Source organism: Methylorubrum sp. GM97 (assembly GCF_024347855.1).
Taxonomy (GTDB): domain Bacteria; phylum Pseudomonadota; class Alphaproteobacteria; order Rhizobiales; family Beijerinckiaceae; genus Methylobacterium; species Methylobacterium extorquens.
Genome location: NZ_AP025942.1, coordinates 1,574,193 through 1,591,804 on the forward strand (window position 1 = coordinate 1,574,193; position 17,612 = coordinate 1,591,804).

Consider the following 17,612-nt stretch of genomic DNA (forward strand, 5'->3'; position numbering starts at 1 on the left):
CCTTTAAAAAGATAGCACTCAGTGCTATCTTAGTGCATGGCCGACGACCGCCTGAATGCTGACGCCGATGAGAATGTCTCGCGAGCTTTCAAGACCGCCGTCTTTGCTCGGTCGGCCCGCAAAGCGCGCATAAGAGATTCCGAGCTTTGTGAGGCTCTCCGAGAGGTCATGGCCGGCCAAGCGGATGATCTCGGCGGCGGGGTCTTCAAGAAGCGCCTGAACAAGAACATGCACCGGAGCATGATCTTAGCGAAAGGCGGACGATACTGGATCTACGAATACCTCTTCGCCAAGAAGGATCGCGATAACATCGATGACGATGAGCTGAGGGACTTCAAGCTGCTCGCAAAGGGTTACGCTTCTCTAGCTAAAGAGCAGATCGACAAACTCGTATCAGACAAGGACCTTCTGGAAATCTGCGATGGCGACAAAGCGTAAGTACAGGAGCGACATTTCCGAGGCGATTCACGCCTCGGCAGCCATGTTGCATAAGGTCGGGGCGCTGGACAAAGCCACCATGCGCGACTTCGATGCGCGCCACCTGATGGTGCCGGACATGATCGAACCGGCCCAGATCAAGAGGCTCCGCGAGGCCAACAACGTCAGTCAGCCGGTATTCGCTCGCTATCTCAACACCAGCGAGAGCACGATCGAGAAGTGGGAAACCGGTGCCAAACGTCCCAGCGGCATGGCGCTGAAGCTCCTGGCGGTGGTCCAAAAGCACGGCTTGCAAGTCCTCGCCTGAAACGACCGCATCCCCTTCATGCCGAAACCGGCCGGTCGCTCGGCGGTCGGATTGCCGGCCCGAGCGGTGCAAAAATAAACCATGCTCGGCGGATATAGCGCGGCATGCGCGGTCCGCTCAGACCGCGCCTGATCAGGGATCCGCCTATGAGCCTCGACCGCCGCCGCTTCCTCGCCGCCTCGCTCGGCCTCGCGATCGTCGGCCCTGCCGCCGCGCAGAGCTATGGTCAGACCTTCAAGGTCGAGAACGACGAGGGCCGGCCGGTGGCCAACATGCGGCTGCCCGGCGAGATCACCGGGCAGATCCAGGAATTGCGCGGCGTCACCTATGTCGGGCCGCGCGAGGCCGAGGTGACCCTCTACGAGTTCTTCGATTACAACTGCCCGTGGTGCCGCAAGGCCGCCGCCGACGTCACCGCGCTCGCCGCCAGCGATCCGGCCCTCCGCATCGGCCTCGTCCACAACCCGATCCTCTCGCCGATGTCGGCCCAGGCCGCCAAGGTCTCGCTCGCCGTTCAGCGCAAGCTCGGCTCGGCGGCGGCCTTCGCCTTCTACGGCCAGCTTCTCGCCACCAAGGGCCAGATCGACGGGCTCAAGGCGCTCGAGATCGGTGCCAAGGCCGGGGTGACGCGGGCCGAACTCGAACAGATCGCCGACAGCGACGAGGTGCGCGAGGCGATGCGCGCGCACATGAACATCGCGGCCAATCTCGGCCTCACCGCGACCCCCTCCTACGTCCTCGGCAATACCGGCGTGCTTGGCCATCCCGGCGTGAAATCGCTGGCGAAGATGATCGGGGCGATGCGGCGCTGCGATCAGATCGCCTGCGGGTAGGCGCGCTCGTCCACGTGCCCGTCAGGCGCCGCCGATGAGGATGCCCGTCGCGAGCACGAGGGAGCCGCCGAGCACGATCTGGAAGGCGGCGCGCAGGAAGGGCGTCTCCATGTAGCGGTTCTGGATCCAGACGATGGCCCAGAGCTCGAAGAAGACCACGGCGAAGGCGATGCTCGTCGCCAGCCAGAAGTTCGGGATCAGGTAGGGCAGTGCGTGGCCGAGGCCGCCCAAAGCGGTCATCACGCCGGAGGCGAGGCCGCGTTTCAGCGGTGAGCCGCGCCCGGAGATCTTGCCGTCGTCGTGCGCGGCCTCGGTGAAGCCCATCGAGATGCCGGCGCCGATCGAGGCCGAGAGGCCGACGAGGAAGGTCGTCCACGGGTTCTGCGTGGCAAACGCCGTGGCGAAGATCGGCGCGAGCGTCGAGACGGACCCGTCCATGAGGCCGGCAAGCCCCGGCTGGACCCAGGTCAGGATGAACTGGCGATGCGCGGCCGCGTCCTCCTCGTCGCGGACGGAGCCGCCGAGATGCTCGTCCGCCAGCGCCTCGGCCGTCCGCTCGTGCGCGCTTTCCGCCGCGGCGAGGTCGCCGAGCAGGCGGCGCGTGTCGGCGTCGGTCGAGCGCCGGGCGGCGGCGAGGTAGAAATCGCGCGCCTGCCGCTCCATCGCCGCGGCCTCCTCGCGGACCCGGTCGAGCCCGAGATTGCGCATCAGCCAGACCGGCTTGCGGCTGTAATAGCCGGCGATGTGCTCGCGCCGGATCGGGATGATGAAATCGCCGAAGCGCTCTTTGTAGCGCGCGATCAGGCGGCGCCGGTGCTCGTCCTCGGCCTCCGCCATCGCGTCGAACAGGGCGGCCGAATGAGGATAATCGCCGCGCAGGCGCCCGGCATAGGCCCGGTAGATTTGGCCGTCCTCCTCCTCGGACCCGATCGCGAGCGCCAGGATCTCCTGCTCGCTGAGATCGTCGAACCGTTTCCGGCCGCCGAGCGTCAGCATCGAGAGACGGCTCATCATGGCTCTGTCGACTCCGGGGACGGCGCGTTGGAGAGGGCGTGGCAGAGGGCGCGGATCGCCTTACCCCTCCTGCTCCTGCAGCAGCCGGTACTCGCGCCCGTGCCGGCAATATCCCTCGACGATGTGGCTCATCATCGCGCGCTTCGCCGCGTCGAGGGTGCCGAGGATGCGGGCCGGGCGCCCGCCCCAGAGATGGCCGCCCTCCAGCAACTGGCCCGGATCGGTGGTCGAGCCGCCGGCCAGCATCACGTCGTCGGCCACCACGGTGCCCGGCGCCAGCACCGAGCCGATGCCGATGAGGCTGCGGGCGCCGATCCGGCAATCGGCCATGCGCACGTTGTGGCCGATCGTGGTGTCGCGCCCGATCACCACGCCCTCGCCGCGGCTGCGGATCACCGTGTTGTCCTGGATGTTGGTGTCGGCGCCGACCACGATCGGCCCGACCTCCGCGGCGAGTTCGCAGGAGAACAGCACCGTCGATCCGGCGCCGAGCGCGATGCGGCCGGAGAGCCGGGCGGTGCGGGCCACGAACACGCTCTCTTCGGTCTCGGGCGGCTCAGGATGCGCGGCCGGGCTCGCCGCCTCGCCGGAGGCCTCGCGCAGGCGTTCGGCCCGTTCGGCCAATTCCTCTGGCGTCACCGGGCGCAGGCGCTTGGCCGGGTTGCCGCCATAGGCGAAGCCGCTCTCGAGCTTCGAGCGGGGGAAGATGGTGGCGCCCGCCTCGATCAGCACGTTGTTGCCGACGATCGCCCCGTCGAGGATGATCGCGTCGTCCTCGATCACCACGTCAGAGCCCACGGTGCAGGCATGCACCACCGCGTTGCGGCCGACCGTGACCCGGTCGCCGATATGCGTCGGCAGCGATTCGGTGGCGATGTGGACGGTGGAGCGGGCGCCGAGCCAGAAGCGGTCGCCCGCGGTGATCGGCTGGCCGTCGCTGCGGATCACGCTGTCGTCGCCGAGCCAGGCCTGGGCCCCGAGGGTGGCGGCGCCGATCACGGTGCTGGCGCGCCCGCACCAGACGGGGCGGCTGGCGAAGACGGGCAGGATGCCGTCGTAGGGCAGGATCAGGTCGGGCGTCACGTCGCGGCTCGCTGTTCGTCGAAACGGCGCCGGTGGCGCGGTCCTATTGTTGAGCCATATAGGCTCACGGGCAAAGGGGGTCACGGGCCGGCGCGAAACGCCGGGGCCGGTCTGTCGGCGCCGCGTACGCGTTCCCTCAATATGGGTCATGTGTGGGTCATGACGGTCAGCATCCAGTCCGAGCCCTTCGACACCGCCGCCGAGATCGCCCGGATCGAGGCGGAGCTGGCCGGCCGGGCCGGGGCGGTGGTGACCTTCTCCGGCCTCTGCCGCGACGAGGCGGGCCGGCTCGCCGCGCTGGAGTTGGAGCATTATCCCGGCATGGCCGAGGCCGAGATCGCCCGCGTGGTGGAGGAGGCGCGCGCCCGCTGGCCGGTCCAGGCCCTGCGGGTGATCCACCGCCACGGGCTGGTGCGGCCGGGCGAGGGCATCGTCCTCGTCGTCACCGCCTCGCCGCACCGCAAGGCCGCCTTCGCCGCGGCCGACTTCCTGATGGATTACCTCAAGACCCGCGCCCCGTTCTGGAAGCGCGAGCACCTTGCCGACGGCACCACCGGCGGCTGGGTCGCGGCGACGGAGGCCGACGCCGCCGCCGCCCAAGCCTGGGTCTGAATCCTGGGCCTGAATCTCGGGCCTGACACATCACCGATTGTCCCGGGGTCTTTTTTAGCCCCGCATGAACCGCGAACGGATCCCCCGAACCATGACGGCTCCCCCTTTCAGCCCGCCGGCCAACCCGCCGGGCGCGTGGCGCCTTGCGGCCGCGGGCATCGCGGTCGTGGCCTTCGCCGCCGCCCTCTGGCTCGCCTGGACCGCGGCGGCGACGCTGCTGCTGATCTTTTCCGGCATCCTGTTTGCGGTCTTCCTCGATGGGGTGACCCGGGGCCTCGGATATGTGCTGCCGATCGGGCGCGGGTGGCGCCTCGCGATCGCCAGCCTCGTGCTCGCCGCCCTCGCGCTCGGGCTCACGGCCTTCGGCGGCGCCACCGTGGCGAGCCAGGCACGCGACCTTGGCACGACGGTGCGCCAGCAATCGGAGACCGTGCGCGACTGGCTGAAGGAGCGCGGCGTCGAGATCGACCTGTCGCAGGGGGCACCGGCGGAGGCCGGTCAGGGCGGAGAAGGCAAGGGCCAGGATACGGGCAAAGATACGGGCAAGGACGCGGGCAAGGACAAGAACGAGAAGGAGGGCGGCCTCGCCGGCCTCGCCTCGGGCGCGCTCAAGAGCTCCGGCTCGCTGCTGTCGGATGCCGGCAGCGTGCTCGGTCCGGCGGCGACCGTGGTGATCGCGCTGTTCAACGCGCTCGGCAACGTCCTCGTGATCGTCTTCCTCGGCGTCGCCATCGCCGCCGACCCGGGGAGCTACCGCGACGGCGCCCTGCGGCTCGTGCCTCCGCGCCACCGCGAGAAGGGCGCGCGCGTCCTCGACGGGTCGGGCGAGACCCTGCGGCACTGGCTGTTCGGGCAGCTCGTGACCATGGCCGCGATCTTCGTGCTGACCTGGGCGGGCTTGAGCTTCCTCGGAATCGGCGGTGCGCTGATCCTCGGGCTCCAGGCGGGCCTGCTCGCCTTCGTGCCGACCATCGGGCCGTTGATCGCGGGTCTGGTGATCGTGCTGAGCAGCCTCGCTTCGGGGCTGAACGGATTGCTCGGGGCGCTCGGCGTCTACCTCGCGGTGCAGGCGGCGGAGAGCTACGGGCTCACCCCGTTCATCCAGCGCCGCGCCCTCGATCTGCCGGCGGCGACGATCTTCGCCGGCCAGCTCCTGCTCGGCGTGCTGTTCGGCCTGTGGGGCGTGGCGCTCGCGCTGCCGCTCGTGGCCGTGATCAAGGTGCTGCTGGAAGAACTCTACATCGAGGACGGGGCCGAAGCGGAGGCCTGACGGTCCGCTCCGGCCCCGATCACCTTACGGCGCCAGGTTACGGTGCCAAGTTACGGTGCCATGTCGGGGACCGACTTGACGGTCCCCATCTCGGATGCGGGCGTCGGCTGGGCCGGGGTGCCGATCTGCGGCGGCGGGGTGAGCTGCAGGTGCTCGCTGGTATAGGCCAGCGCCTGCTGCACCCGCTGCGGATCGCCGTTCAGCTTCGTGCCGTAGCTCGGCACGATCTGGCGGATCTTCGCCTGCCATTCGGGGCTGGCGACCTTCTGCGCGAACACCTTCTCCAGCACGGTCAGCATGATCGGCGCGGCGGTGGAGGCGCCCGGCGAGGCGCCGAGCAGGGCGGCGATGCTGCCGTCCTTGGCGCTCACGACTTCGGTGCCGAGCTTGAGCACGCCGCCCTTCTCCGGGTCGCGCTTGATGATCTGCACGCGCTGCCCGGCCTGGACGAGGCGCCACTCGTCCTTCTTCGCGTCGGGGAAGTACTCGCGCAGGGCCTGGTAGCGGTCCTCGTCGGACAGCATGACCTGGCCGGCGAGGTACTCGATCAGCGGGTACTGCTCGACGCCGACGCGGACCATCGGCCAGACATTGCTGGTGGTGGTCGAGGTCAGCAGGTCGAAATACGAGCCTTCCTTCAGGAACTTGGTCGAGAAGGTCGCGAACGGTCCGAACAGGATCACGCGCTTGCCGTCGAGCACCCGCGTGTCGAGGTGCGGCACGGACATCGGCGGCGAGCCGACCGAGGCCTTGCCGTAGGCCTTGGCGAGGTGGCGCAGGGCCACGTCCTGGTTATCGGTGACGAGGAACGAGCCGCCGACGGGGAAGCCGCCATACTCGTCGGCCTCGGGAATGCCGGTGGCCTGCAGCAGGTGCAGCGCGCCGCCGCCCGCGCCGATGAACACGAACCGGGCATCGACCGTGTGGCGGCTGCCGTCCTTCAGGTTCTTCGAGGTGACGCGCCAGGTCCCGTCCTTGTTGCGCTCGAAGCTCTCGACCTCGGTCGAGAGGCGCAGGTCGAACTTCGGGCCGCTCTTCAGCGAGGCGATGTACTGGCGGGTGACCTCGCCCCACTCGCAATCGGTGCCGAGCGGCGACCACGTGGCGGCGACCTTCTGCTTCGGGTCGCGCCCCTCCATCATCAGGGGGACCCACTTCTTGACCTGCTCGGGGTCGGTCGAGAACTCCATCCCGGCAAATAGCGGGCTCGCCTTCAGCGCCTCGTAGCGCTTGCGCAGGAAGGTGATGTTGTCGTCACCCCAGACGAAGCTCATGTGGGGCGTGGAGTTGATGAAGGAGCGCGGGTTCTTCAGCACGCCCTTCTGGACCTGCCACGCCATGAACTGGCGCGTGACCTGGAAGGCCTCGTTGATCTCGACGGCCTTGTTGATCTGGACGTTCCCCTTGGAATCCTCCGGGGTGTAGTTCAGCTCGGCCAGGGCCGAGTGGCCGGTGCCGGCATTGTTCCAGCCGTTGGAGCTTTCCAGGGCCACGCCGTCGAGCCGCTCGACCATCTCCAGCGACCAGTCGGGCTCGAGCTCGTGCAGCCAGACACCGAGCGTCGCGCTCATGATGCCGCCGCCGATCAGCAGGACATCAACCTTGCGGGGCTCGTCCGCCGCGAGCAGGGGCGAACCCGGCAGAGCCGTCGCCGCCAGACCCGCCAGCGCGCCACCGAGAACGTGACGCCGGTTCATCGGCATCAGACTATATTGCACATTGGCGGAACGGATGTGCAGTTTATCGTCATTATTCATTTTATTTTTCGCGCCGCTCAAAAATTTATTGGCCCGAGTGGTCCGCTACAACACGTTCGGGCGAGCGACAACCCGTCGATTACATGGCTGCCATGCCCTGAAACCTTGAACACTCGCAGCCGATTGTCAGGCCAACTCCAGGTCGCCGACCGCCCCTGTGACGAACCCGTGCGCAAGCCCTCAGCGCGCCGCCGAGCGCTCCACCCGGCGGACGCACCCCAGCAAGGCGAGGACCCACAGCACCGGCAGGCCGAGACTCCCGAACTTAGGCTTTCGGGGATGGCGGCCGCTCAGCCGTCATGGGCGGCCGGGACGGCGGCGATACCAGCGCCCGCGGCCCAGGCGTTGAGATCCTGCTTGCGGATCGCCGCCGCCATCATGTCGGGGAAGAGATCCGGCGTGCAGGCGAAGGCGGGCACGCCGAGTGCGGCGAGCCGCGCGGCCAGCCCCCGGTCATAGGCCGGCGCGCCCTCGTCGGAGAGAGCGAGCAACGCCACCACCTGCACGCCGGCAGCAACGAGGCGCTGCGCCTGGGCCAGCAGGCCGGCCTCGACCCCGCCCTCGTAGAGATCGGAGATCAGCACCAGCACCGTGTCCTCGGGCCGGGTGATGCGCGAGGCGCAGTAGCCGACTGCCCGGTTGATGTCGGTACCGCCGCCGAGCTGGACCGAGAACAGCACCTCGACCGGATCGTCCATCGCGTCGGAGAGATCGACCACCTCGGTGTCGAACACCACGAGCCGGGTCGAGACCGCCGGCAGCGAGGCCATCACCGCCCCGAAGATGGATGAGTAGACCACGGAATTGGCCATCGAGCCGGATTGGTCGATGCAGAGGATCACGTCTTTCAGCGATCCGCGGCTTTTCCGCCCGTGGCCGAGGCGGGTCTCGGGGATGATGGTGCGGTACTCCGCCTGATAGTGGCGCAGGTTCGCCCGGATGGTGCGGTTCCAATCGATCTCGGCGTGGCGCGGGCGGCGGTTGATGCTGGCCCGGTCGATCGCCCCGGTCACGGCCTGCCGCAGCGGCTCTTCCAGCCGCTTCATCAGCGCATCCACGACCTTGCGCACCACGAGCCGCGCCGTCTCCTTGGTGCGCCCGCCGAGCAGGCCGCGCATCGAGATCAGGGTCGAGACGAGGGAGACGTCGGGTTGGACCGCCTCCAGCATCTCCGGCTCGGTCAGCATCCGCTTGAGGTCGAGCCGCTCGAAGGCGTCGCGCTGCATCACCTGCACCACGGAGGCCGGGAAGTAGTCGCGGATGTCGCCGAGCCAGCGCGGCACGGAGGGCGCGGAGGCGCCGAGACCCCCCTTGCGATCGGAATCGTAGAGGGCGCCCATCGCCCGGTCGAGGCGCTGGTCGCGCTCGGTGAGGGTGCAGCCGGTGCCCTCGGCCGCGCCGCCGCCGAGGACGAGGCGCCAGCGGCGCAGGCGTTCCGCTTCGGGCGCGCTCATGCGGCGTCTCCCGTGGTTTCGTCCGCGGTTCTGGGGGGCTCGGAGCCGAGCAGCAGGCGCAGGATCGGCAGCACCTTGGCCGCGCGCGCCGCATCGAAACCCTGGGCGCCTTCCGCCTCGCCGGGAGCGGCCCCGCCCGGCCGGGCCAACGCCTCGCCGACCGCCCGGCGCTCGGCCGGCGCCAGGGTCGCGAAGGTGCGGCGCACGAGCGGCAGCAGCTCGGTAAAGAGATCCGCGTCGAGGCCGCAGAGCCATTCATCGACGACGGCGAGCAATTCGCGCCCGTGGATCAGCACGGTTCCGCTATCCTCCAGAAATCCCTCGATCCAGGCGGCGGCCGGTCCCGCGCCTGAGGCCCGCGACAGGGCGAGGCGCAGGCGCTCGCCGGCCTCCGCCGCCGCGATGGCGCGCTCGTCGAAGAGCAGGCGCACGGCGCGGCCGACGACGCGGCCGTGGACATGCTCCTGATCGGCCAGCGCCCGCAACGCCTCCCCCCACACCGCCTTCAGCTCGGGCTCCTCGATCAGCGCGACCGCGCCGGAGACGGCGACGATGCGCGCCTTGGCGGCGCTCGCCGCGTCGTCGTCGAGGCTCTGGCAGGCGGCGACGAGCCCAGCGGCGGCGCGCGGCACGAGGCCCCGCACCACGGCGAGGACCGGTTCGGTGTCGGAGGAGCGCACGGAGCCGTAGCGGGCGAGTTCGGCGAGGGGGGGCAACGCCTCTATCAGGTCGAACACGTCGGCCGAGACCGCGGCGCGGTCGTTGAGCGCGCGGATCACCTCCGCCGTGGCGTCGGCGAGGTCGGCGTCGAGCAGGGTGCCGATCAGGCCGGAGAGCTCGGCGACGCGGGTCGCCTCGCGGGCGCGGACCCGCACCCGGCCGGCGGCGGCCTCGGCGATGGTGCCGCCCTCGGCCGAGGCCGCCACCAGTTCCACCACCCATTCCGGCTGCCAGGTGAGGTACCAGCCCTCCTTGAAGGTGCCGCGCCCGCGCGCCTCCCGCCGCTCCCCCCAGGGGATGCCGATCAGGGTCAGCCGGTTGAGGAAATGGCTGCGGGCCAGATCCGTCTCCTTGCGCAGGTCGAGGGTGATCTCGCCCGCCGCCGCGCCGGGCTTGAGGCGCAGGCGCTTACACTGCGCCTCGAAATCCACCTCGACCGGGGTGCCGGGGCTGTCCGGCGGGGTGGCACCAAGGCGCTCGCCGATGACGAGCTTGCGTCGGATCAGCCCCATCGGCGCCGGGTCGGCAAAGCAGAGCGTGGCCTGCGCCGCCTCGTCGAGATCGTCGAGGGAGGGTCGGGACCGGCCGCGAAAACCCGCCAGCGCCTCGGCGAGCCGGGCCGCCTCGATCACCGAGGCCGGCGAGGCGTCGAGGTCGTTCTCGCGCAGCAGCGCGGCGGCCCTCGCGAGCCAGCGGGCGGCGACCCGGCCCTCGTGGTGCCACAAGGTGTCGTACCATTCCGGCGAGAGCACCCCGGCGCGGTAGCCGGAGGCGAAGGCCAGCCGCTCGTAGGACCAGGGCGCCCAGGCCGCGGCGACCTTGGTCTTGGGCAGGTTCTTCAGGGTCGCGGTATCCGCCGTGGCTTGGCCCTTGGCGTCGTGGCGGGCGAGCGCCGGCACGTGCCACGCGCCGCAGATGACGGCGATGCGCTCGAACCCGTCCTTGGCCGCCCGCCGGATCGCGCTGCGCATATGCGCCTCGCGCGCCTCCTCGCGAAAAGCCTCATAGGGGTCGGTCTCGGCGCCCTCGCGCAGGGCCGCCATCGCCTCATGGATCGCGGCGAACACGTCGCCGTCCGCGCCCGCGCGGCTCTCGACCAGCGCGTCCCACCAGCGCTCGCCGTCGGGGTAGCCGGCGAGTGCCGCGAGTTCGCCGAGCGGATCGCGCCGGATCGCGGCCGGTTCCGGCCCGTCCCCGGACGGCGCTTCGGCCGCCTCGGAAACCGGCTCCGCATCGATCGGCGCGGCCTCGGGCGGGGCTTCCGGCGCGCCAAAGCCGTCGGCGAGCTGGTGCGCGTGCGGCAGGTCGATGAAGCGCAAGGTCGCGCCCGCCGCGACGCCAAAGCGCATCGCCACCCATTCCGGCGAGAAGGCCGCGAAGGGGAAGAAGGCGCAATCGCGCGGCCGGTCCGGCCGGTAGACGAGGAGCGCGACGGGCGGCGCCATCGCCTCGTGAGCGGCCAGCGGGATCAGCGCGTCGGCGTCCGGTGGCCCCTCGATCAGCAGGCAATCGGGGTTGAGCGCGTCGAGCGCCGCCTTGAGCGAGCGGGCCGAGCCGGGGCCGTGGTGGCGGATGCCGAAGAGACGGATGTCAGGCATCGCTCGGGTCACGCGCTCGCGCGAGCGGCCTTATAGAAATCCTTCCAGCCGTCGCGCTCCTTCACCACGGTTTCGAGATACTCGCGCCAGACGATGGCGTCCTGCACCGGGTCCTTCACCACGGCGCCACTGATCCCCGAGACGAGGTCGTGGGCCGAGAGGCGGCCGTCGCCGAAATGCGCGGCGAGTGCCAGCCCGCTGCCGACGACGCTGATGGCTTCGGCCGTCGAGAGCGTGCCCGAGGGCTGCTTCACCTTGCTCTTGCCATCCGCCGTGATGCCCTCGCGCAGCTCGCGAAAGATCGTGACGACGCGGCGGATCTGCTCGGCGCCCGGCGGCTCGGCCGGAATTTCGAAGGCGCGCCCGAGCGCGGCGACGCGGGTCTCGACGATGGCGATTTCGGCCTCGATCGTGGCGGGCGGCGGCAGCACCACGGTGTTGAAGCGGCGCTTGAGCGCGCTCGACAATTCGTTGACGCCGCGATCCCGGTTGTTGGCCGTGGCGATGAGGTTGAAGCCTTTTTGCGCCGCCACCTCCTCGTTCAGCTCGGGGATCGGCAGGGTCTTTTCCGAGAGGACGGTGATGAAGCTGTCCTGCGTCTCGGAGGGGATGCGGGTCAGCTCCTCGACGCGGGCGATGCGGCCCTCGTTCATCGCTCGCATGATCGGCGAGGCCACCACCGCCTCGCGGCTCGGGCCCTTGGCCAGCAGCAGCGCGTAGTTCCAGCCATAGCGGATCGCCTCCTCGCTGGTGCCGGCGGTGCCCTGCACGATCAGGCGCGAGGTGCCGCAGATCGCCGCCGCCAGATGCTCGCTGACCCAGCTCTTGGCGGTGCCCGGCACGCCGAGCAGCAGCAGGGCCCGATCGGTGGCGAGCGTGGCCACCGCGACCTCCATCAGGCGCCGGTCGCCGATATACTTTGGCGTGACCTCGAAGCCCGACGGGAGTTTGCCGCCGAGCAGGTAGGTGACGACCGCCTGCGGCGACATCTGCCAGTTCGGCGGGCGCGGCCGGTCGTCGGATTCGCGGAGCGCCGCGATCTCCTCGGCGAAGGCATCCTCGGCGGCCTGGCGCAGCTGCGCGGTCTTGACGGCGTGGGTCGATGTCATCCTTGAGCCGTTCCCCCTGTGGTGGTTTCCGGTCGGAAGTCGCGCCGGATCGCGGCGCGCAGTTCCAGCACGCCCGTCAATCCCGTGAGCTGCGTGCGCAGGCGGTCGCCCTCCCCCTCCGGCAGCCGCGCCAGGATGGCGGCCGCGGAGGCGGCGCTGTCGTCGCTCGGCCAGAGCCGGTCGCCGAGGCGGGCGATCACCCAGGGCTTGGCGAGATCGCGCCGCAGGGCGTCCGACCCGCGGGTGACGAAGGCGAGCCAGTCGAGGAGCGCGGCGCTGAAGGACTCGGAAAAGTGCTCTGGCCCGGAGCCCAGCACTGCCAGCACCACCTCGATCTTGCGGGCGCGGATCAAAGCCGCGACCCGAGACTCCCATTCGGCGTCCGGCAGGAGGTCGAGCGCCTCCGCCCACATCCCCAAAACCTCGTTGGTGCGGCGGACGCCGGTGACCTTGCCCTCGTAGGCGTCCGCCGTGATGTCGGCCATCGCCTCCGCCCAGGCCGGGTCGAGCGTGCGCTTGGCCGCCGAGAACAGGCCGTCGAAGACCGGGTCGGCCCACTCGCTGCGCAGGGCGAGCTCGATCCAGAGCCGCGGCGGATGCGCGGCGAAGGCGTGGAGCGGCGCGCGTGCCAGGATCGCCCGCAGCAGGCCGGCGCGGGCACCGCCGCCACGCCGCTCCCAGCTGTTCGCTTCGATGCCGTCGCGGGCGAGGTCCGGGCTCTCCTCCGGCAGGGTGACGACGAGATTGTGCGTGGTGCCGCCGAGCAGCTTGCGCTTGCTCTCGACGCTCAGCGCGGCCCGAACGCGGGCCGCCATGCGCTCGGCATAGCGCGAGCCGGGAAGGCCCGGCAGCAGGTGCTGCGCGGCGAGCCGCACGCCGCTCGCGCGGTCGTCGAGGCAGGCCTCGAGAAAGGGCTCGTCGGCCGCCGACAGGCCGGTCGCCAGCGCGTGAACCAGGGCCTCGCGCGCATCGGCCTTCTCCTTGCGGAAGAGCGGTTCCAGGGCGGCGCGCGCGCCTTCCGGATCGCGGGCGCGGAAGGCCGCGAAGGCGGCGCGCCGCTCGGCCACCGTGCCTTCCGTCCAGTCCGAAGCCTCCACCGCGTCCGATCCTTCGGTCGGGGCCTCGCCGCAGGCGCGGGCGAGCCAGTCGAGTTCGGCGCCCACGACCGCCTGCGCCGCGGCGGGCAGGGTGCTGCGCTGGAGCATCAAGGCCTGGAGGAGCCAAGCGGGCGGGCGCGTGCCCGTTGCGGCGGCGCGTTCGAACCATTCCTCGACGCGGCTGCGCGCGCTGGTGCCCTCGGTGAGGAGGCCGTAGAGCCGCGTCGCGGCGGCGGGCGGGCAGTCCGGCCCGAAGTGGCCGCGCTCCTCCAGCGGTGCCAGCGCCTCCGGCCCGAGTTCCAGGCCGGCGCGGTGGTGGGCGCCCTCGGCGGCGAGCCGCGCCAGCAGGGCGGCGCCGGGATCGGCCTCGGCGACGAGGGCGGTCAGCGCCGAGGGCCCGGCGGGCGGGGCGCGCTCGGCGCCGAGCAGCGCGGCGGCGAGTGTCGGCTCCCAACCATCGGAGGCACGTTCGGTCGCGTCCATCAGGCCACCTGCAGCAGGACGGGCTGCGAATCCTGCGCCGGCATCGCGTAGAGGCGGCCCTCCGCGACCAGGGCGAGGGGGCTCAGGCCATAGCCGTCGTAGAGACCGAACAGATCGACCGGGCGGCCCGCCGCCACCGCGAGCAGGCTCGGCAGGCGCGGCTCGGCCCGCAGCGCGAGGCTTCCGGTCTCGTCGCCCACCGCGAAGGCCGCCGCGCTGCCGGCGGCGAGGCGCCCGAGCCGCACGCGCCCCAGCCGCACCGGCCAGCGCTCGAGCCAGGGCGCGCGCGACAGGGCGTCGGCGAAGGCGTCCCGCGCCGCCGCGACGCTGGCCGCGCCGGGCAAAGCCGCCTCGGCCGCCGGGCCGGCTTGGCCCTCGCGAAAGACGGCGCGCAGCGGCGGGTCGCCGGGCTGGAAGGCGAGCGCGCCGGAAAAATCCTGGCCGGCGGCGGGTGCCGGCGGCAGGGGCGCGCCCGCGGTCCCATAATCGATGACCTGAGCCAGGGCGCCGCTGGCGCGGCCGACGAGCCAGACCGAGCGGGCCGTCAGCCGGTCCTCCTCTTCGATCGCATGGGCCAGCACCGCCCAGGTGTCGGCGTGGTCCGGCCGGGCCGCCATCTCCTCGGCGCTGACGGGGTAGCCGAGCGCCGCGCGCACACCCGCCGCCTGTTCGGGCGACAGCGCATCAAGGCGACGCGCGGCCCGAAGCAACAGGGCGAGCCGGCCGAGGCCGAGGCCGAGCGCGGCTTCCGGCCGGGGGCGCCGGCCTGGGGCGCCGCCGCGATCAGCCCCGGCAGGGCGCGCACCCGGCGGGCGAGGCCCGGCGCCTGCCCGTCCACGAGGCGCCCGGCCATGCGGTCCCAGAAGGCGTAGGGTTCGCTTCGCGCGGCGGCGAGCCCGCACCGCATCAGGTCGCGCAGCCACAGGTCGAGTTCGTCGAGCGCGGCTGCGACCCGATCCTCGCGGGCCTGCCGGCGCTTGGCCTGCGCCCGCTCGTCGACGGGCTTGGCGGGTTCCTTCGCCCGGGTCTCGGCCGCGGCGGCGCGGCTCTCGCGCCCCTTCATCCAGGCAGCGGCCCAATCCGGCGGCTCGCCCTCGGCGATCGGAGCGCTCGCATCGACCAGCATCAGGCCGAGGCCGTGCTTGCAGGGGAACTTGCGGCTCGGGCAGGTGCATTTCGAGGACGGCCCGGCGAGATCCGCGACCGTGCGGTAGGGGCTCGCCCCGCTGCCCTTGATCTCGCCCCAGATCACCGTGCCCGCCCGGCCGAGACCGGCCCATTTCTGCGGTTTCGCCTGATCCTGCCCGGCCTTGCGGCTCGATGCGTCGGGGGCGAGATCGAGGATTTGGGCAGTCGTCAGGCTCATGCGGCGCGTGCGGCTGGATGTCCGTCAGTCGAATCGTTGGACGACCAGATTAGACAGATCGGATCGATGAGCAAGTTTTCCTGCGATCCCGCTTTTCGGTAAGCCGGCAATCCTCTTTACGACGGCTGATCTGAGATTAATCTAAGAATTATTCTAGTTCATCGCGCCGGGCACGAATCATAGCCTGCGGGGCGCTCAGCCCTGCTCGTCGGTGTTGCGCCATTCCCGCTCGAAGGGCAGGCGCCACGCCTGCGGCGCCACGAGCTGGTGGATCGATTTCGGCCCCCAGGAGCCCGGCGCGTAGAGCCGCACCGGCGGGGGCGCCTCCAGGAGCGGCGTCGAGACCTCCCACAGGCGCTCAATGCCCTCGGCCGTGGTGAACAGGGTGTGGTCGCCGCGCATGGCGTCGAGGATCAGCCGCTCATAGGCCTCCAGCACCTCGCCCATCAGGCCGGTATCCTTCATGTTGAACTGGAGCGAGAGCTTGTCGAGCCGCATGCCCGGCCCCGGCCGCTTGCCGTAGAACGACAGCGACATCTTCGACGCGTCGGCGAGATCGAAGGTGAGGTGGTCGGGCCCCTGCGCGCCGACCCCCGAATTGACCGGGAACATGCTTTTGGGCGGTTCGCGGAAGGCGATCGAGATGATGCGCTGCCCCTCCGCCAGCCGCTTGCCGGTGCGCAGGAAGAACGGCACCCCGGCCCACCGCCAGTTGTCGATGCGGCACTTGAGGGCGATGAAGGTCTCGGTGTCCGATTGCGGATCGACGCCGGGCTCGTCCCGGTAGCCGGCATATTGCCCGCGCACCACCTCGCGCGGGTCGAGCGGGAGCATCGAGCGGAAGACCTTGTTCTTCTCTTCCGAGATCGGGCCGGGTTCGAGGGAGGTCGGTGGCTCCATCGCCATGAAGCCGAGGATCTGGAACAGGTGGGTCACCACCATGTCGCGATAGGCGCCGGTCGCCTCGTAGAAGGCCGCGCGGGTGCCGAGGCCCAACGTCTCCGGCACGTCGATCTGCACGTGGTCGATGAAGGTGCGGTTCCAGATCGGCTCGAACAGGCCGTTGGCGAAGCGGAACGCCAGGATGTTCTGCGCCGGCTCCTTGCCGAGGAAGTGGTCGATGCGGAAGATCTGGTCCTCGGAGAAGACCTCGTGCAGCCGGTCGTTGAGCGCCACCGCGCTCTCCAGATCCGTGCCGAACGGCTTCTCCATGACGATGCGCGAGCCCGCGGCCAGACCCGCCTCGGCGAGCAGGCGCACCACGGTGAGCGCCGCGGCAGGCGGCACGCTGAGATAGTGCAGCCGCCGGCTCTCCTGGCCGGGATGCGCCTGGGCGAGACCCGCCTCGGCGCGGGCCACCGCCGCGGCGAGCGCCTCGGCGCCGGCCGAGAGCGACACATAGTCGAGCCGCTCGGCGAAGGCCGCCCATTCCCCATCCCCGGCATGACGGGTGAAGAACCGGTCGATCGCCTTGTGCGCATGTTCGCGGAACGCCTCGACGCCGATATCGTCCAGCGACACGCCGACGATGCGCAGGTCGGGGATGAAGCCGGCACTGAACAGGTGGAACAGGCCGGGCAGGAGTTTTCGCTGGGCGAGGTCGCCGGTGGCGCCGACGAGGACGACGACCTGCGGATATTTCGGGCCGACGCCCGCCCCCAGCCGTGACGCGCGCGATCCTGCCAAGCGGGCCTCCATCGGCGCGCCGGACTTGCGCGCACAGGGTGAGGTAGGGCCAGCGCGATTCGTGCCAAGCTTGTGCGGACGCGACGGATTGGGCGCGGTGCCGCATCGCGCCGCCGGATGATCCACCCCATTTCCGCGGCGATGTCCGCCGCCCCTGAAAACTTCGAAGCGACCGCCGCCCGCCTGCGCGCATGCCGGCTCTGCCGCGATGCGCCCCTCTACGGCGCGCCGCTGCCACACGAGCCGCGGCCGGTGGTGCAGGGCTCGGCCACCGCGCGGCTGCTGATCGCGAGCCAGGCGCCGGGCAACCGGGCGCATCGCAGCGGCATCCCGTTCAGCGATCCGTCGGGCCGGCGCCTGCGCGACTGGCTCGGGCTCGACGAGGCGGCCTTCTACGATCCCAGGCGGGTGGCAATCCTGCCGATGGGCGCCTGCTTTCCCGGCCTCGATGCCAAGGGCGGCGACCGGCCGCCGCGGCGGGAATGCGCGCCGACCTGGCGGGCCGACCTCCTCGCTGGGCTGCCGCAACTCGATCTGATCCTGGTGATCGGCCAATACGCGCAAGCCTGGCATCTCGGGCCGCGTCCGGGTGGCCTGACTGAGACGGTCGCCCGCTGGCGCACGATCCTCGACGCCTCGGCGCGACCGCGGGTGCTGCCCCTGCCCCACCCCTCCTGGCGCAACAACGGCTGGCTCCGCACGAATCCATGGTTCGAGGCGGAGCTGCTGCCGGTGCTGCGGGCCGAGGTCGCGCGGGCGATGGAGGCAGGGGCGGGGTGAAGATC

The 17,612-nt window shown here is 70.9% G+C and carries 16 protein-coding genes; 6 read left to right on the forward strand and 10 right to left on the reverse strand.

Features of this window, described 5'->3' with window-relative positions; translation table 11 throughout:
- Nucleotides 1–36 precede the first annotated feature (36 nt).
- The 3 genes from MSPGM_RS07365 (at nt 37) to MSPGM_RS07375 (ending at nt 1,578) form a co-directional block, all read left to right on the forward strand.
- On the forward strand, nt 37–438 hold the full coding sequence (locus MSPGM_RS07365) for a type II toxin-antitoxin system RelE/ParE family toxin (RefSeq protein WP_003597726.1): 402 nt from the start codon (nt 37–39) through the stop codon (nt 436–438).
- Nucleotides 422–745, forward strand: coding sequence for a helix-turn-helix domain-containing protein (locus tag MSPGM_RS07370; protein WP_003597728.1), 324 nt, complete (start codon nt 422–424; stop codon nt 743–745). Before MSPGM_RS07365 ends, MSPGM_RS07370 begins: the two co-directional genes overlap by 17 nt.
- Nucleotides 746–891: 146 nt before the next feature.
- Complete coding sequence (locus MSPGM_RS07375) at nt 892–1,578, forward strand: DsbA family protein (protein WP_003597731.1); 687 nt, start codon at nt 892–894, stop codon at nt 1,576–1,578.
- A 21-nt stretch (nt 1,579–1,599) separates the two neighbouring features.
- Here the strand turns inward: MSPGM_RS07375 and mbfA are convergent, their stop codons facing one another.
- Together mbfA and MSPGM_RS07385 are read right to left on the reverse strand one after the other, a co-directional pair.
- Entirely contained in the window at nt 1,600–2,592 is a 993-nt protein-coding gene (gene mbfA / locus MSPGM_RS07380; protein ID WP_003597732.1) for an iron exporter MbfA, read from the reverse strand.
- Nucleotides 2,593–2,652: 60 nt separating this feature from the next.
- On the reverse strand, nt 2,653–3,675 hold the full coding sequence (locus tag MSPGM_RS07385) for a gamma carbonic anhydrase family protein (RefSeq protein WP_003597735.1): 1,023 nt from the start codon (nt 3,673–3,675) through the stop codon (nt 2,653–2,655).
- 159 nt (nt 3,676–3,834) lie between these two features.
- Between MSPGM_RS07385 and MSPGM_RS07390 the strand changes: the two genes are divergently transcribed.
- Nucleotides 3,835–4,287: a molybdenum cofactor biosynthesis protein MoaE gene (locus MSPGM_RS07390; RefSeq protein ID WP_003597736.1), complete on the forward strand. Its 453-nt coding sequence runs from the start codon at nt 3,835–3,837 to the stop codon at nt 4,285–4,287.
- A gap of 91 nt (nt 4,288–4,378) precedes the next feature.
- Complete coding sequence (locus tag MSPGM_RS07395; protein ID WP_003597738.1) at nt 4,379–5,557, forward strand: AI-2E family transporter; 1,179 nt, start codon at nt 4,379–4,381, stop codon at nt 5,555–5,557.
- Nucleotides 5,558–5,607: 50 nt separating this feature from the next.
- Here the strand turns inward: MSPGM_RS07395 and mqo are convergent, their stop codons facing one another.
- From mqo to zwf, 8 genes are all read right to left on the reverse strand, one after another.
- Nucleotides 5,608–7,260, reverse strand: coding sequence for a malate dehydrogenase (quinone) (mqo, locus tag MSPGM_RS07400; RefSeq protein WP_012752476.1), 1,653 nt, complete (start codon nt 7,258–7,260; stop codon nt 5,608–5,610).
- A 344-nt stretch (nt 7,261–7,604) separates the two neighbouring features.
- Nucleotides 7,605–8,768, reverse strand: coding sequence for a VWA domain-containing protein (locus MSPGM_RS07405; RefSeq protein WP_003597740.1), 1,164 nt, complete (start codon nt 8,766–8,768; stop codon nt 7,605–7,607).
- Nucleotides 8,765–11,086, reverse strand: coding sequence for a DUF5682 family protein (locus MSPGM_RS07410; protein ID WP_261926240.1), 2,322 nt, complete (start codon nt 11,084–11,086; stop codon nt 8,765–8,767). Before MSPGM_RS07410 ends, MSPGM_RS07405 begins: the two co-directional genes overlap by 4 nt.
- A gap of 8 nt (nt 11,087–11,094) precedes the next feature.
- On the reverse strand, nt 11,095–12,195 hold the full coding sequence (locus MSPGM_RS07415; RefSeq protein ID WP_003607171.1) for an ATP-binding protein: 1,101 nt from the start codon (nt 12,193–12,195) through the stop codon (nt 11,095–11,097).
- Nucleotides 12,192–13,775 carry a DUF5691 domain-containing protein gene (locus MSPGM_RS07420; RefSeq protein ID WP_012752479.1) on the reverse strand — a complete coding sequence of 528 codons (1,584 nt, stop codon included), beginning with the start codon at nt 13,773–13,775 and terminating at the stop codon, nt 12,192–12,194. The genes MSPGM_RS07415 and MSPGM_RS07420 overlap by 4 nt, the downstream gene beginning before the upstream one ends.
- On the reverse strand, nt 13,775–14,392 hold the full coding sequence (locus MSPGM_RS07425; RefSeq protein ID WP_261926241.1) for a hypothetical protein: 618 nt from the start codon (nt 14,390–14,392) through the stop codon (nt 13,775–13,777). The genes MSPGM_RS07420 and MSPGM_RS07425 overlap by 1 nt, the downstream gene beginning before the upstream one ends.
- Complete coding sequence (locus tag MSPGM_RS07430; RefSeq protein WP_261926242.1) at nt 14,320–15,141, reverse strand: SWIM zinc finger family protein; 822 nt, start codon at nt 15,139–15,141, stop codon at nt 14,320–14,322. Before MSPGM_RS07430 ends, MSPGM_RS07425 begins: the two co-directional genes overlap by 73 nt.
- A 195-nt stretch (nt 15,142–15,336) precedes the next feature.
- The gene (gene zwf, locus MSPGM_RS07435) at nt 15,337–16,839 is read right to left on the reverse strand and encodes a glucose-6-phosphate dehydrogenase (protein ID WP_012752481.1); all 1,503 of its coding nucleotides are present in this window, start codon (nt 16,837–16,839) and stop codon (nt 15,337–15,339) included.
- Nucleotides 16,840–16,944: 105 nt separating this feature from the next.
- On the opposite strand from zwf, the gene MSPGM_RS07440 reads away from it, so the two are divergent.
- Nucleotides 16,945–17,607 (forward strand): uracil-DNA glycosylase family protein, encoded by a 663-nt coding sequence (locus MSPGM_RS07440; protein ID WP_244426885.1) that lies wholly within the window; start codon nt 16,945–16,947, stop codon nt 17,605–17,607.
- The last annotated feature ends 5 nt before the right edge of the window (nt 17,608–17,612 follow it).

What these genes read in the sequence shown, in the direction of transcription:
- MSPGM_RS07440 (WP_244426885.1), top strand. Translation starts at nt 16,945, where the DNA reads ATGATCCACCCCATTTCCGCGGCGATGTCCGCCGCCCCTGAAAACTTC.
- MSPGM_RS07430 (WP_261926242.1), bottom strand. Translation starts at nt 15,141, where the DNA reads ATGAGCCTGACGACTGCCCAAATCCTCGATCTCGCCCCCGACGCATCG.
- MSPGM_RS07410 (WP_261926240.1), bottom strand. Translation starts at nt 11,086, where the DNA reads ATGCCTGACATCCGTCTCTTCGGCATCCGCCACCACGGCCCCGGCTCG.
- MSPGM_RS07390 (WP_003597736.1), top strand. Translation starts at nt 3,835, where the DNA reads ATGACGGTCAGCATCCAGTCCGAGCCCTTCGACACCGCCGCCGAGATC.
- MSPGM_RS07375 (WP_003597731.1), top strand. Translation starts at nt 892, where the DNA reads ATGAGCCTCGACCGCCGCCGCTTCCTCGCCGCCTCGCTCGGCCTCGCG.
- MSPGM_RS07370 (WP_003597728.1), top strand. Translation starts at nt 422, where the DNA reads ATGGCGACAAAGCGTAAGTACAGGAGCGACATTTCCGAGGCGATTCAC.
- mbfA (WP_003597732.1), bottom strand. Translation starts at nt 2,592, where the DNA reads ATGATGAGCCGTCTCTCGATGCTGACGCTCGGCGGCCGGAAACGGTTC.
- MSPGM_RS07420 (WP_012752479.1), bottom strand. Translation starts at nt 13,775, where the DNA reads ATGGACGCGACCGAACGTGCCTCCGATGGTTGGGAGCCGACACTCGCC.
- MSPGM_RS07415 (WP_003607171.1), bottom strand. Translation starts at nt 12,195, where the DNA reads ATGACATCGACCCACGCCGTCAAGACCGCGCAGCTGCGCCAGGCCGCC.
- MSPGM_RS07365 (WP_003597726.1), top strand. Translation starts at nt 37, where the DNA reads ATGGCCGACGACCGCCTGAATGCTGACGCCGATGAGAATGTCTCGCGA.
- zwf (WP_012752481.1), bottom strand. Translation starts at nt 16,839, where the DNA reads ATGGAGGCCCGCTTGGCAGGATCGCGCGCGTCACGGCTGGGGGCGGGC.
- MSPGM_RS07425 (WP_261926241.1), bottom strand. Translation starts at nt 14,392, where the DNA reads ATGGCGGCCCGGCCGGACCACGCCGACACCTGGGCGGTGCTGGCCCAT.
- mqo (WP_012752476.1), bottom strand. Translation starts at nt 7,260, where the DNA reads ATGCCGATGAACCGGCGTCACGTTCTCGGTGGCGCGCTGGCGGGTCTG.
- MSPGM_RS07405 (WP_003597740.1), bottom strand. Translation starts at nt 8,768, where the DNA reads ATGAGCGCGCCCGAAGCGGAACGCCTGCGCCGCTGGCGCCTCGTCCTC.
- MSPGM_RS07395 (WP_003597738.1), top strand. Translation starts at nt 4,379, where the DNA reads ATGACGGCTCCCCCTTTCAGCCCGCCGGCCAACCCGCCGGGCGCGTGG.